The organism is Bifidobacterium miconisargentati (assembly GCF_019331675.1).
GTDB classification, from domain to species: Bacteria; Actinomycetota; Actinomycetes; order Actinomycetales; family Bifidobacteriaceae; genus Bifidobacterium; species Bifidobacterium miconisargentati.
Genome location: NZ_JAHBBJ010000010.1, coordinates 98,371 through 110,727, shown reverse-complemented (window position 1 = coordinate 110,727; position 12,357 = coordinate 98,371). Strand labels below are relative to the sequence as shown.

Below are 12,357 nucleotides of genomic sequence, written 5' to 3'. Positions count from 1 at the left end.
ACGCATTACTCACCCGTTCGCCACTCTCACCAACCAGCAAGCTGGCCGGATCCCGTTCGACTTGCATGTGTTAAGCACGCCGCCAGCGTTCATCCTGAGCCAGAATCGAACCCTCCACAAAAAAACAATGCAGAGAAGCCAATAGATGACTCTCAAAAACAAAATTGACAAGCAATCCTTTTAAGGAAAAGGACACACTCACAAAAACCACGCCCCAATTCAACCCCTCCCAGGGAACCCAACCAAAACAAGGCCGGGCTTGAGGCATACTGGCAATCATTGACTATAAAGAAGTAGTACAAACACGCTCTTGAGTTCTCAAACCACCACCACACATCCACCGAGCAACTCTCTGAAGCAGAGAACCACTCGCTGAGCGGCAGCAAGAGATAAACTTACACGGTCATTGCGATTCGCGCAAATCAAGGCGCGCAAGAACCCGAGGAATCGGCTTTATGACGCGGTTCCTTCGGCGTGTCGCAAACAGCCTTCAAACGCTGTTCTGATATCAGAATATCCCTCTTTGCATTGCTGGGGAGTAACACCACTCACCTGTTCATCGGCATGTCACGAGAATTCATCGTTGGTTCACTGACTCCGGTTGTTGTAATGACACCGATACCGAATATGAATCGATAACTTGGATACTTCTGCAGCCGCGACGTTCCGCAAGTCGTTGCCGACGCATCGGGAAATGGGCATGCAAAGGCTCAGTCACATCAAAAGGCTCTGTTAAACCAAGATTGACATGAATCCATGTCTGGCTACCCCTCAGTCGGCTTCGCCGACAGCTCCCCTGACAAGGGGAGCCAAGAATAAGGGCCATGTCAATCTTGGTTTAACAGAGCCATGCAAAAAGGGGACTTCCCTTGACGGGAAGTCCCCTTTAGGTAGCTATGCAGCTAGAGCCTTACTCAGGCCAGGGTGTTCGGATCGACCGGAACGCCCGGGTTCATCGTGGAGGTGATGGTCGCCTTGGTCAGGTAACGGCCCTTCACGGTGGCAGGCTTGAGACGCTTGACCTCGTCGGCCACAGCCTTGAAGTTCTCGTCCAGAGCGGCCTCGTCGAAGCTCATCTTGCCGATGAGGAAGGAGAGGTTGCCGTTCTTGTCGACGCGGAACTCGATCTTGCCGCCCTTGATGTCCTTGACGGCCTTGGTGACGTCCATGGTCACGGTGCCGGTCTTCGGGTTCGGCATGAGGCCACGCGGACCGAGCACACGACCGAGGCGGCCGACCTTGCCCATCATGTCCGGAGTAGCGACCACGGCGTCGAAGTCGAGGAAGCCGCCCTGAACCTTGGCGATCAGGTCGTCATCACCGACGATGTCGGCGCCGGCCTCGGTGGCCTCGGTGGCCTTCGGGCCACGGGCGAACACGAGGACCTTGGCGGTCTTACCAGTGCCGTGGGGCAGGTTCACGGTGCCGCGAACCAGCTGGTCGGCCTTGCGCGGGTCGACGTTCAGACGGAACACAGCCTCGACGGTCTGGTCGAAGTTGTAGGAGGGCATGCTCTTGAGCAGAGCGATGGCCTCGTTGGCGGTGTAGAGGTTGTTGCGATCGACGCGCTCAGCGGCTTCGCGGTACTTCTTGGAACGCTTTACCATCTGTCTATCTCCTTATCAGTCCGTAACCGTGATGCCCATCGAGCGAGCGGTGCCCTCGATGATCTTCATGCCGGCCTCGATGTCGCGAGCAGACAGATCTTCCATCTTGGTCTCAGCGATCTCGCGAACCTGCGCCTTGGTGACCGAACCGACCTTGTGGGTCAGCGGGTTCTCGGTGCCCTTCTCGATGCCGGCGGCCTTCTTGAGCAGAGCCGCGGCCGGCGGGGTCTTGAGAACGAAGGTGAAGGAGCGATCCTCGTAAACGGTGATCTCGACCGGGATGACCTGGCCCATCTTGTCCTGCGTCTGGGCGTTGTACGCCTTGCAGAAGTCCATGATGTTCACGCCATGGGAGCCGAGGGCCGGACCCAGCGGCGGGGCCGGGTTGGCCTTGCCTGCCTGAATCTGCAGCTTGATCAGCGCTGAGACTTTCTTCTTGGGAGCCATATTATGGTTCTTCTTTCTATAACGCGGTTCAAATGGTCGCCGTCGGCGGTCCCGCTCCCATCATGTGCGGTCTTGACTCGTTATTTTTCCGTACATGGCAAGGGGTTGGTGCCGCGGGCGGTCTCCTCCCGCAACTTATATTGCTGTGCTGTGCTAGCGGGTCTTCCCTCCAGACACAAGCTTTCCTATTATGCGGGGCCACCAGGACAACACGCCGACCATGCATGACAATACAAAAAAGCCCGACCACTGGGTCGGGCTTTAGAAAGGTTCTGAAATTCGTCGGCGCGTGCGGAGAACGCCGTCCGAAACCGAAGGCGTACGAAGGTACCGCGACTGAGGAGCAACGCGGAAGGCGCTCCATCATTGTGCGTCAGTCGAGTTTTTGGACCTGGTTGAAGCCAAGCTCCACCGGCGTATCGCGGCCGAAGATGGACACGAGCACGGTGAGCTTCTGGGTGGTGGGCTCCACATCGGAGACGACGGCGGCCATGGTGGCGAACGGACCGTCGGTGACGGTGACCTGATCGCCCACGGAGTAGGAGACCTCGACGGTGCGCTTCTTGGCGGCGGCCGGCTTGTCGCCAGCGGCCTTGAGTGCCTCGGAAGCAATCATCGGAGCCATCATCTGGACGACTTCCTTACGGGAAAGCGGAGCCGGATCCTTGGTGGGGCCGACGAAGCCGGTCACGCCTTCGGTCTCACGGACCACACGGCGGGCGTTCTCGTCCGGCCACATGCGAATGAGCACATAGCCCGGAACACGCACGCGGGTGATGACCTTCTTGCCCTTTTCGGTGTGCTTCTCGACCTCTTCCATGGGCACCTCGACCTGGAAGATCTGGTCTTCCATACCGAAGGAGGCCACACGGGACTCGATGTTGGTCTTCACACGCTTCTCGTAGCCGGAGTAGGTGTGCAGCACGTACCACTTGCCCTCAAGGGTGCGCAAAGACTTGGAGAATTCGTCGACGGCCTGCTGACCGGCATCGGTCTCTTCGGCCTGCTCGGACTCGTTGATCTCGGTGTCCTCATCGTCATCGAAAGAGACGACGGGAGCAGCCGAAGTTTCGGCAACGGGAGCTTCAGGTTCAGCGGAACCTTCGGTTTCAGCCTCGGCTGCAGCGGCCGGCTCGGCCTCGACAGCCGGTTCTTCGGCGGCAGGAGCTTCGGAAGCTTCAGCAGCGGGTTCCTCGGTGGGCGCGACGGCGTCGAGGTTCTCGAGATTCAGTTCATCACTCATGCGTTGTCATTCACCTTCAGGTTGTACGGATCAGCCGAACACCCAGAGCACGAGCTTGCCCAGACCGAAGTCCATGCCCGTGACCAGGGCCATCAGCAGCAGCACGAAGATGAACACGGCCAGAGACCAGAAGAACAGTTCCTTGGCAGTGGGGGTCACGACCTTGCGAAGCTCGTCGACGATCTGCTTGATGAACAGACCGATACGCATGAAGACATTCGGCTTGACTGCCTTTTCACTGTTGCTCGTCTTAGCCATTCCTGTACCTCGCGTCAGCTACTTGATTATCGAAAGACTTGGCAGGGAAGGCGGGACTCGAACCCACAACCTACGGTTTTGGAGACCGTTGCGCTACCAATTGCGCCACTTCCCTAGGTGAAATCCACCTCGGCGTGCATTCCGTAGAGAACGCTTCGCCATGGCGAAACCGCCGAATCGACATATTAGCGGGTGCCGCGGATTATGGCAAATCGCGTGTTGGATGAGCAGGCCGAGAAACGTTGCCGAATACGCGAACAGCCGCCCGGCACAAGGGCTGAGCGGCTGTGGTGATGCGTGGAGGCATCGGCGTGTCTTATAAAATCTATTCGACCCATTCCTTCATACGACGCATGCCTTCGGCGAGGTCTTCGTCGGCGAGGGCGTAGGAGAAGCGGAGGTAGCCGGGAGCGCCAAAGGCTTCGCCGGGAACGGCGGCCACATGGGCCTCGTCCAGCAGGGCGGCGGCGAAGTCGGCGGAGGTGGCGCACACGGTGCCGTTGGGGCCGAGCGGCTTGCCCAGCAGGGCGGTGATGTCCGCGAAGGCGTAGAACGCGCCGGTCGGGGTCGGGCAATTGACACCCTCGATGTCGTTCAGGGCGGCCACGATGGCGCGGCGGCGCACGTCGAAGGCCTTGCGCATCTCGTAGACCTCGTCCAGGGGACCGGCCACGGCGGCCAGGGCGGCACGCTGGGAGACGTTCGCCACGTTGGAGGTCATGTGGCCCTGCAGCTTGGTGGCGGCCTTGGCCACGGCGGCCGGGGCGATCATCCAGCCCACGCGCCAGCCAGGCATGGCGTAGGTCTTGGCGACGCCGTTGAGCACGAGCAGCTGGTCGCGGCATTCGGGCACGGCGGCGCCGATGTACGTGGTGTGGGCATCGTCGTAGTTCAGGTGCTCGTAGATCTCATCGGAGATGATCCAGATGTGGTGCTCCACGGCCCAGCGGCCGATGGCCTCCACGGTCTCCGGCTTCCACACGGCGCCGGTCGGGTTGTTCGGGGAATTGACGATGATGGCCTTCGTGCGCTCGGTACGGGCGGCCTCCAAGGCCTCCAGGGACGGCTCGAAGTTCACGTCCGCGCCCGCGAACACTTCGACGGGCACGCCGCCGGCGAGCTTGACGGCCTCGGGGTAGCTGGTCCAGTACGGGGTGGGGATGATGACCTCGTCGCCATCGTTGAGCAGGATCTGGAAGGATTCGTAGACGGCCTGCTTGCCGCCGTTGGTCACCACCACCTGGTCGGGGGTGATCTCGTAGCCGGAGTCACGCAGCACCTTGGCCGCGATGGCCTCGCGCAGTTCCGGCAGGCCCGGGGTGGGCGTGTACTTGTAGTTCTTCGGATCCAGGCAAGCGTCAGCCGCGGCCTTGACCACGTTGGCGGGAGTCGGGAAGTTCGGTTCGCCGGCGCCGAAGCCGATGACGTCCAAGCCGGCGGCCTTCATTGCCTTGGCTTTGGAATCGACGGCGAGCGTAGCGCTCGGTGCCACATTGTTGATACGGTCGGAGAGAGTCTGCCAATCAGCCATAGTCATGGTGATTATGGTAGGACTACCGCGCGAGAAAACGCCAGGGTCACACGAGGACGAGGTTGTCGCGGTGGACGAGGGGATGGGCGTACTGGGGCCCGAGGAATCGCTTGAGCTGGGCGGTGTTGCGGCCGAGCATCTGCGGAATCTCCTCGGAATCGAAACCGGACAGGCCGCGGGCCAGATGTTCGCCGGATTCGGCGTCCACCCACACCGGGTCGCCGGCGGAGAAGTCGCCGTGGACCTCCAGCGCGCCGGCGGCCAGCAGCGAGGCACGGCCGCCGCGAATCGCCTCGGCGGCGCCGGCGTCGACCACGATGGAGCCTCGAGGGTCGGCCGCGAAGCCGATCCACAGGCGACGGGCGGAACCGCGGGCCTTGACGGGTGCGAACACGGTGCCCACCGGGTCGCCCATGAGCGCGGGACCGGCGTTCGAGGCGCACGTCAGCACGGTCGGGATGCCGGAGACGGCGGCCACGCGGGCGGCCTCCAGCTTGGTGACCATGCCGCCGGTGCCCACTTTGGAGCCGGAACCGGAAACCTGCACGTCACCCAGAGCGTCGATGACGTTCGGCACGTATTCGATGCGACGGGAGCCGGGTTGCGAGGGCGGCGCGGTGTACAGCGCGTCCACGTCCGTGAGCAGCACCAGCGCCTCGGCACGCACGAGATTGGCCATGAGCGCGGAGAGCCGGTCGTTGTCGCCGAAGCGGATCTCGTTGGAGGCCAGCGAATCGTTCTCGTTGATGATGGGAATCACGCCGAGGTCCAGCAGACGGTCCAGCGTGCGTTCCACGTTGCGGTACTGGGTGGCGCGGATCGTATCCTCCGCGGTGATGAGGATCTGGCCCACGTGAATGCCGAAACGGGCGAACGCCGTCTCGTAACGGGCCATGAGCAGGCCCTGTCCCACGGCCGCGGTGGCCTGCTGGGTGGCCACGTCCGTGGGACGGGAATCGAAGCCGAGCGGGCCGAAGCCGGCGGCGATGGCGCCGGAGGAGACCAACACCACACGCGCGCCCATGAGCCGAACCTGCGCCAGGGCGGCGGCCAGCGCGTCGAGTTTGCCGGGGTCGAGATGACCACTCGGCTGCGTCAGCGAACTGGAACCGACCTTGACGACGATGGTGCCCGCGCCGGCGATGGCCCGGCGGACTTCGGCTTGACTCGGAGTGCTCATGGTTCCTCGATTATGTGCGTCGATTGTTTCGCGAAGGTGGCGGTTGAGGCTGTACCACCTCATGATGAGAGCAGACTACCCCTCAGTCGGCTGCGCCGACAGCTCCCCTCACAAGGGGAGCCGAGATTACTCTTCGTCCGAATCCTCGCCGCGGCCGAAGAGGCTGGTCTCGTCGTGGCGGTCGTCGTCGATGGACGGGTCGGCCCAGTGACCGGCCTTACGTTCGGCCATCATCGCCTCACGGACGGCGGCGCGCGCGTCCATCATCTCGTGATACTGGGCGCGGCGTTCGGAGTTGGAACGGCGACGGGAACGCGGGTCCAGCTCCTCCAGGCGGAGGTCCTTGCCTCGGGTGCCCAGGTTGGAGCCGTCCAGCATTTCGGCGCCGGCGGAGATGGTGGGGTCCCAGTCGAAGTCGACCATGCGGTCGCCGCGGCCGATGCGCACTTCGTCTCCCGGATGCGCGCCCTTGCGGCGCAGTTCATCCTCCACGCCGAGCTTGGCCAGACGGTCGGCCAGGTAGCCCACGGCCTCGTCGTTGTCGAAGTTGGTCTGCATGACCCAGCGCTCCGGCTTGGAGCCAAGCACCTCGAAGAAGACGTCGCCGTTGCCGAGCTCGCGGCGTTCCACCGTGAACTCCAGCGCGTTGCCGCCTTCGTCCGCACGGCGGGAGCGGCGGGACGAGGACTCGAGCGGCTTGATGACCACGCGGGCCTCCTCTTCGGCCTGCTCGCGGTTGGCCACCTCCGCGCGCATCTCCTTGACCAGCGCGGACAGCGCGAAGTTGAGCTCCTTCAAGCCCTCGTGCGAGGCGGTGGAGATCTCGAAGACCTTCAGTCCCATGGCCTCGAACTCCGGGCGTACGAAATCGGCCAGTTCCTTGGCCTCCGGCACATCGACCTTGTTGAGGATGATCAGGCGCGGACGTTCGGGGATCGGGATGGCACCGAGCGGCAGCTCCAGCTTGTCCGCGTAGAGCGCCAGCTCCTTTTCGAGCGCCTGGTAGTCGGACATCGGGTCACGGTCCGGCTCCAACGTGGCGCAATCGATCACATGGGCGATGATCTCCGTGCGCTCGATGTGGCGCAGGAACTCCAGGCCCAGGCCCTTGCCCTCGGAGGCACCGGGAATCAGGCCCGGCACGTCGGCGATGGTGTAGCGGGAGTCGCCGGCGATGACCACGCCAAGGTTCGGCACGAGCGTGGTGAACGGGTAGTCGGCGATCTTCGGCTTGGCGGAGCTCATGGCGGCGATCAGGGACGACTTGCCCGCGGATGGGAAGCCGACCAGCGCCACGTCGGCGATGGACTTGAGCTCCAGAATCACGTCGCGTTCCTCGCCGGGCTCGCCGAGCAGGGCGAAACCGGGGGCGCGGCGGGTGCGGTTGGCCAGGGCGATGTTGCCGAGGCCGCCGTTGCCGCCCTGTGCAGCCACGAAACGGTCGCCTTCGTGCCTGAGGTCGGCGAGCTGCTCGCCGGGGTGCTTGGGGGCGCCCTGTGCGCCTCGGGCGGTGAAGATGACGGTGCCGCAGGGCACGGGCAGGATGAGGTCGGCGCCCTTGGAGCCGTCCTTGTTGTCGCCCAGGCCCATGGTGCCGCTGCCTGCGGTGCGGTGCGGCATGAAACGGTAGTCGAGCAGGCTGGTGGCGTTGCGGTCCGCCACGAAAATCACGGAGCCGCCGTCTCCGCCGTTGCCGCCGTTGGGGCCGGCGAGCGGCTTGTACTTCTCACGACGGATGCCGGCCGAGCCGTTGCCGCCGTCTCCGCCCTTGACGTGGACGGTCACGCGATCTACGAAATCACTCATATGGTTAACCTTACAAAAAAGCCGCGTCCTTACGGGCGCGGCTTTACAAGCTGATGATGAATCGCTCAGGCGGCGATCACGTCAACGACCTTGCGGTCACGACGGACACCGAACTTCACGGAGCCGTCGGTGAGGGCGAACAGCGTGTGGTCCTTGCCCATGCCGACGTTCTGGCCCGGGTGGAAGTTGGTGCCACGCTGGCGAACGATGATGTTGCCGGCCACGACGGCTTCGCCGCCGAACTTCTTCACGCCGAGATACTGCGGGTTCGAATCGCGACCGTTGCGAGAGCTGGACGCACCCTTCTTATGTGCCATGATCCATGGTCCTTTCTATGACTCAGGCGATCGCCGTGATCTTGACGGCGGTCAGCTGCTGGCGGTGGCCCTTGCGACGAGCAACGCCGGTCTTGTTCTTGTACTTCTGGATGTTGATCTTCGGGCCCTTGGCCTCGTCATCAACGACCTCAGCCTTGACGGACACCTTAGCCAGATCGGCGGCGGCCAGCGTGACGTTGGCGCCATCCACCACGAGGGCGACCGGGAACTCCACGGTCTCACCCTTCTTGGCGTCGAGACGATTCACGAGGATGGTATCGCCAACCTCGACCTTTTCCTGATGGCCACCGGCCTTCACAATCGCGTACATAGTAATTCCTTTTATGTTTTGGAAAGCTTGCTTGCCCAACGCGCACCGAGCCTGCGGTCAGACACCGAGTTTCGAATCTACACCTACACACGGACGAAATCAAATGATTTTGTTCCGCGTGTCAAGCGCAACACACCAGCTCCCGCGCCGGTTCTTCGGCCGGGTTGGCCGGGTTGGCGCCGGCCCGATACCGCAGTCCGGCACCGGCTGATGCCGGACCGTTGCCGGCTGGTGTGTTGCGACCGTCAAGACTTTAGAAGTTCAGGGTTGGTTCCATGGTCCGCCCACGCGGGGCCGGACTCAGGCCGCCTCCCCCGCGTTGTTCGCCGCGACCGCGGCGGCGGCGATCTGCGCCAGCTTGGCCTTGACGTCCGGGCTGGAACCAGCCGGTTCGGGGGCCGGCGCGGTGCCGCGTCCATGCTTGTTGGTCTTGACGAACGGGTCACCGCCCCTCAGGGCGTACGGATCGTCGTAATCCGCCGAGACCGTGGGCTGGTCGTGGAGGATGAAGCCGCGGCCCTTGCAGGTGGGGCATTCCTCCGAGAACGCCTCGACCAGACCCTGGCCGATGCGCTTGCGCGTCATCTGCACGAGGCCGAGCGAGGTGACCTCCGCCACCTGATGCTTGGTGCGGTCGCGTGCCAGGCATTCGATGAGGCGGCGCAGCACCAGGTCGCGGTTGGCGGGCATGACCATGTCCACATAGTCGATCATGACCATGCCGCCGATGTCGCGCAGGCGCAGCTGGCGGGCGATCTCCTCAGAGGCCTCCAAGTTGCAGCGCGTGACCGTCTCCTCCAGGGACTTGCCCTTGCCGATGAAGCGGCCGGTGTTGACGTCGATGGTGGTCATGGCCTCGGTGCGGTCGATGACGATGGAACCGCCGGAGGGCAGGTAGACCTGGCGCTCCATGCCCTTCCTGAGCTGGGAGTCGATCTGCCACTTGTCGAACACGTCCTTGCCCTCGTGCTCGGCCGGGTCCCACTTCTCCAGCTTGTCCTTGAGGTCCGGGGCCATGGTGTCGAGGTATTCCTCGATGCGGTCGTAGACCTTGTCACCTTCCACGATGAGCTTGGAGAAGTCGTCGTTGAAGATGTCGCGCACCACGCGGATGGCCACGTCCGGCTCGCCCTGCAGCAGCTTCGGGCGACGGCCGTGCCAGAACTCCTCACGCTTGGCGTTGATGCGCTCCCACTGGCGCACCAGCGATTCGAGGTCCTTGACGATGGCGTCCTCGGAGGCGCCCTCGGCGGCCGTGCGGATGATCACGCCCATGTCCTTCGGGGCGATCTTGGAGACGATGTTCTTCAGGCGCGAACGTTCGCGCTCGGACAGCTTGCGGCTCACACCGGTCATGCCACCGGAGGGCACGAGCACCAGGAAGCGGCCGGCGAGCGTGACCTGGCTGGTCAGACGGGCGCCCTTGTGGCCGATCGGGTCCTTGGTGACCTGCACGAGCACCGGGTCGCCGGACTTGAACGCCAGCTCGATGCGGCGCGGCTGGCCTTCGAGGCGGGCGGCGTCCCAGTTGACCTCGCCGGCGTACAGCACGCCGTTGCGGGCCTGACCGATGTCCACGAACGCGGCCTCCATGCTCGGCAGCACGTTCTGCACGCGGCCGAGGTAGATGTTGCCGACGGTCTGGACCTCCTGGATGTCGGAGACGTAATGCTCCACGAGCACGTTGTCCTCGACCACGGAGATCTGGGTGTGATGGTCGCGTTCGCGCACCACCATGAGGCGGTCCACGTTCTCGCGGCGGGCCAGGAAGTCCTGCTCCATGAGCTGGGACTGGCGGCTGCGTTCGCGGCGGTTGTCGCGGCGACGCTGCTTCTTGGCCTCGAGACGGGTGGAGCCCTCCACGTCCGTGATCTCGTCGATGTACTGCTGTTTGCGGGAGCGGCGGATGACCTGCTCGCCGTTCTGGTCGTCGGCGTTGTCGCCGCCCTTGCCACGGCGACGGCGACGGCGACGGGTGACGGTCTGTTCCTCGTCATCCTCGTCACGATCCTCGCGGCGACGGGAACGGGCGTCCTCGTCGGCGTTGGTCTCGGCGTTCTCCTCCTCGCCGGACGCGGACGCGGCCTCGCTGCGGGAGCCGCGGCGACGGCGACGGCGACGGGTGCGGCCGGAATCGGCCTCATCCTCGCCATCCTCCTCGGCGATCGGGTTGTAGACGATGTCGTCCAGCTCGAGGTCCTCCTCGATCTGCTCGACTTCGGCAGCGGCACGGCGCTCCTGGGCGTTCAGACGGCGGGAGCGGCGGGAACGACGCGATTCTGAGGCGTCCGCGGACTCGTCCGAATCGGACTGGCCTTGCTGGCTCTGCTGACCCTGATCCTGGTTCGCGGAGGCACGACGGCGGGTGCGGCGGGAATCGGATTCCTCGCCTTCGTTCTCGTCATGCTCGTCGCCGGAGTCCTGATCGTCACGGTCATCGCGCGCGGGACGCTCGGCGCGGTCATCGCGATTGGCGCGACGGGAGCGGCGGCGGGATGGACGCGCGGAATCGTCGTCCTCATCCTCGTCGTCGGCGGCACCGTCGCGGGAATCACGGCGGTCGTCCGCACGGCGGGAGTCCTCATCAGACTGGTTGCGGGAACGACGGGAACGACGGGACGGACGCGGCTCGTCATCGTCATCGTCGGTGGCGGCGGAATCGGTTTCATCGCCGTCATGCAGGGGTGCGGCGGGCAACACCGGCTCCTGGAAGAGCAGGGAGGTCATCGGCTTGGCGCGACGGGGCGTGTCATGGCCACCGATCGGCAGGGAATCAACGGCGTCCAGCAGACGCTCGTCGGCGGAATCCTCGTGGTCGCCGCGGGGGGTGCGATCGTCACGGGAATCACGGAAGTCGCGCTCGTCATGCTCGTCGCGGAAATCGACGGAACGACGGGAACGACGGCGAATCGGACGATCCTCGTCGTAGTCGTCATCGAACACGGCGGTACGACGGGAGCGGCGCGACGGACGCGGCTCGTCGTCATCCTCGAAATCGGCGGCACGGCGCACACGGGAACGGCGAACCGGACGGATATCGGCCTCGTCATCCTCGGCGGCACGGCGGGACGGGGTGTCCTGAGCCGCGGAATCGTCCTTCGTCTGGGCCTGGGTGATGGCGGACAGAGAGGGGGCCTCGAACAGGGGCGCGGTGCGGGCGGAATGCTCCTGGACCTGCAGCTCGAGGGAGGCACCGGCGGCACCGGCGCCACGCACCACGCGGCGACCGCCACGACGGCGACGCACGGGGGCGGGGGAATCGGCCGGCTGGGATGCCGAGCTTGCGGAGGAAGCGGCGTTCACCGTGTTTTCGGTGCCCGCGACGGCCTCGGAAGCGGCATTGGATACGGTTGAATTATCGGTTTCGCCGTTGACGAAACCCTCACGGTTGTCAGTGGGCACAATGCTCCTCGCGACGCGCTGCATCACGGCGCCATCCAGGCCTGTACGCATGTCACACCGTGCTCTCACCACGGCCGCGCGGTTCCGCGCTTGCGTAGAGGCAACTTCGTCTCAAGTCTGTCCTGCGAACGGCGGACACCGGCGCTTGCGTTGTCTCACTTTCGAGAGCCGCAAGGGGATCGACGCCATCTCGCACGCTGACGGTCATGCAGAACCGCCGTCTTTCAGTATGCCA

Annotated in this window: 10 protein-coding genes, 1 tRNA gene and 1 rRNA gene; all 12 read right to left on the bottom strand. The window is 64.2% G+C overall.

All coding sequences use genetic code 11. The features are described 5' to 3' along the window. Positions 1-121: ribosomal RNA gene (locus KIH81_RS07630) — 16S ribosomal RNA — on the bottom strand; the annotation flags it as partial. Between the two features lie 793 nt (positions 122-914). After that, the gene (rplA, locus tag KIH81_RS07625; RefSeq protein ID WP_109056810.1) at positions 915-1,607 is read right to left on the bottom strand and encodes a 50S ribosomal protein L1; all 693 of its coding nucleotides are present in this window, start codon (positions 1,605-1,607) and stop codon (positions 915-917) included. Between the two features lie 15 nt (positions 1,608-1,622). Further along, the gene (gene rplK / locus KIH81_RS07620; RefSeq protein WP_003829785.1) at positions 1,623-2,054 is read right to left on the bottom strand and encodes a 50S ribosomal protein L11; all 432 of its coding nucleotides are present in this window, start codon (positions 2,052-2,054) and stop codon (positions 1,623-1,625) included. 373 nt (positions 2,055-2,427) lie between these two features. Continuing rightward, the gene (nusG, locus tag KIH81_RS07615; protein ID WP_214304816.1) at positions 2,428-3,297 is read right to left on the bottom strand and encodes a transcription termination/antitermination protein NusG; all 870 of its coding nucleotides are present in this window, start codon (positions 3,295-3,297) and stop codon (positions 2,428-2,430) included. A gap of 30 nt (positions 3,298-3,327) precedes the next feature. After that, positions 3,328-3,555, bottom strand: coding sequence for a preprotein translocase subunit SecE (gene secE / locus KIH81_RS07610; RefSeq protein ID WP_109056808.1), 228 nt, complete (start codon positions 3,553-3,555; stop codon positions 3,328-3,330). A gap of 39 nt (positions 3,556-3,594) precedes the next feature. Beyond that, positions 3,595-3,670: transfer RNA gene (locus KIH81_RS07605), tRNA-Trp, on the bottom strand. 210 nt (positions 3,671-3,880) lie between these two features. Further along, positions 3,881-5,086, bottom strand: a complete 1,206-nt coding sequence (locus KIH81_RS07600) for a pyridoxal phosphate-dependent aminotransferase (RefSeq protein ID WP_214304815.1) — start codon at positions 5,084-5,086, stop codon at positions 3,881-3,883. A gap of 46 nt (positions 5,087-5,132) precedes the next feature. Beyond that, on the bottom strand, positions 5,133-6,266 hold the full coding sequence (proB, locus tag KIH81_RS07595; protein ID WP_214304814.1) for a glutamate 5-kinase: 1,134 nt from the start codon (positions 6,264-6,266) through the stop codon (positions 5,133-5,135). 126 nt (positions 6,267-6,392) lie between these two features. Beyond that, a complete protein-coding gene (gene obgE / locus KIH81_RS07590) occupies positions 6,393-8,072 on the bottom strand; it encodes a GTPase ObgE (RefSeq protein WP_214304813.1) in 1,680 nt (559 codons plus the stop codon). A 65-nt stretch (positions 8,073-8,137) separates the two neighbouring features. Further along, positions 8,138-8,389, bottom strand: a complete 252-nt coding sequence (rpmA, locus tag KIH81_RS07585; RefSeq protein ID WP_034527102.1) for a 50S ribosomal protein L27 — start codon at positions 8,387-8,389, stop codon at positions 8,138-8,140. A gap of 22 nt (positions 8,390-8,411) precedes the next feature. Beyond that, positions 8,412-8,720: a 50S ribosomal protein L21 gene (gene rplU / locus KIH81_RS07580; RefSeq protein ID WP_109056804.1), complete on the bottom strand. Its 309-nt coding sequence runs from the start codon at positions 8,718-8,720 to the stop codon at positions 8,412-8,414. 300 nt (positions 8,721-9,020) lie between these two features. Further along, positions 9,021-12,146, bottom strand: coding sequence for an Rne/Rng family ribonuclease (locus KIH81_RS07575; protein ID WP_217624898.1), 3,126 nt, complete (start codon positions 12,144-12,146; stop codon positions 9,021-9,023). Positions 12,147-12,357 lie beyond the last annotated feature (211 nt).

Excerpts from the sequence above, each read along its gene's own strand:
- rplK (WP_003829785.1), bottom strand. The coding sequence starts at position 2,054 with ATGGCTCCCAAGAAGAAAGTCTCAGCGCTGATCAAGCTGCAGATTCAG.
- rplA (WP_109056810.1), bottom strand. The coding sequence starts at position 1,607 with ATGGTAAAGCGTTCCAAGAAGTACCGCGAAGCCGCTGAGCGCGTCGAT.
- KIH81_RS07600 (WP_214304815.1), bottom strand. The coding sequence starts at position 5,086 with ATGGCTGATTGGCAGACTCTCTCCGACCGTATCAACAATGTGGCACCG.
- proB (WP_214304814.1), bottom strand. The coding sequence starts at position 6,266 with ATGAGCACTCCGAGTCAAGCCGAAGTCCGCCGGGCCATCGCCGGCGCG.
- rpmA (WP_034527102.1), bottom strand. The coding sequence starts at position 8,389 with ATGGCACATAAGAAGGGTGCGTCCAGCTCTCGCAACGGTCGCGATTCG.
- secE (WP_109056808.1), bottom strand. The coding sequence starts at position 3,555 with ATGGCTAAGACGAGCAACAGTGAAAAGGCAGTCAAGCCGAATGTCTTC.
- rplU (WP_109056804.1), bottom strand. The coding sequence starts at position 8,720 with ATGTACGCGATTGTGAAGGCCGGTGGCCATCAGGAAAAGGTCGAGGTT.
- obgE (WP_214304813.1), bottom strand. The coding sequence starts at position 8,072 with ATGAGTGATTTCGTAGATCGCGTGACCGTCCACGTCAAGGGCGGAGAC.
- KIH81_RS07575 (WP_217624898.1), bottom strand. The coding sequence starts at position 12,146 with ATGCAGCGCGTCGCGAGGAGCATTGTGCCCACTGACAACCGTGAGGGT.
- nusG (WP_214304816.1), bottom strand. The coding sequence starts at position 3,297 with ATGAGTGATGAACTGAATCTCGAGAACCTCGACGCCGTCGCGCCCACC.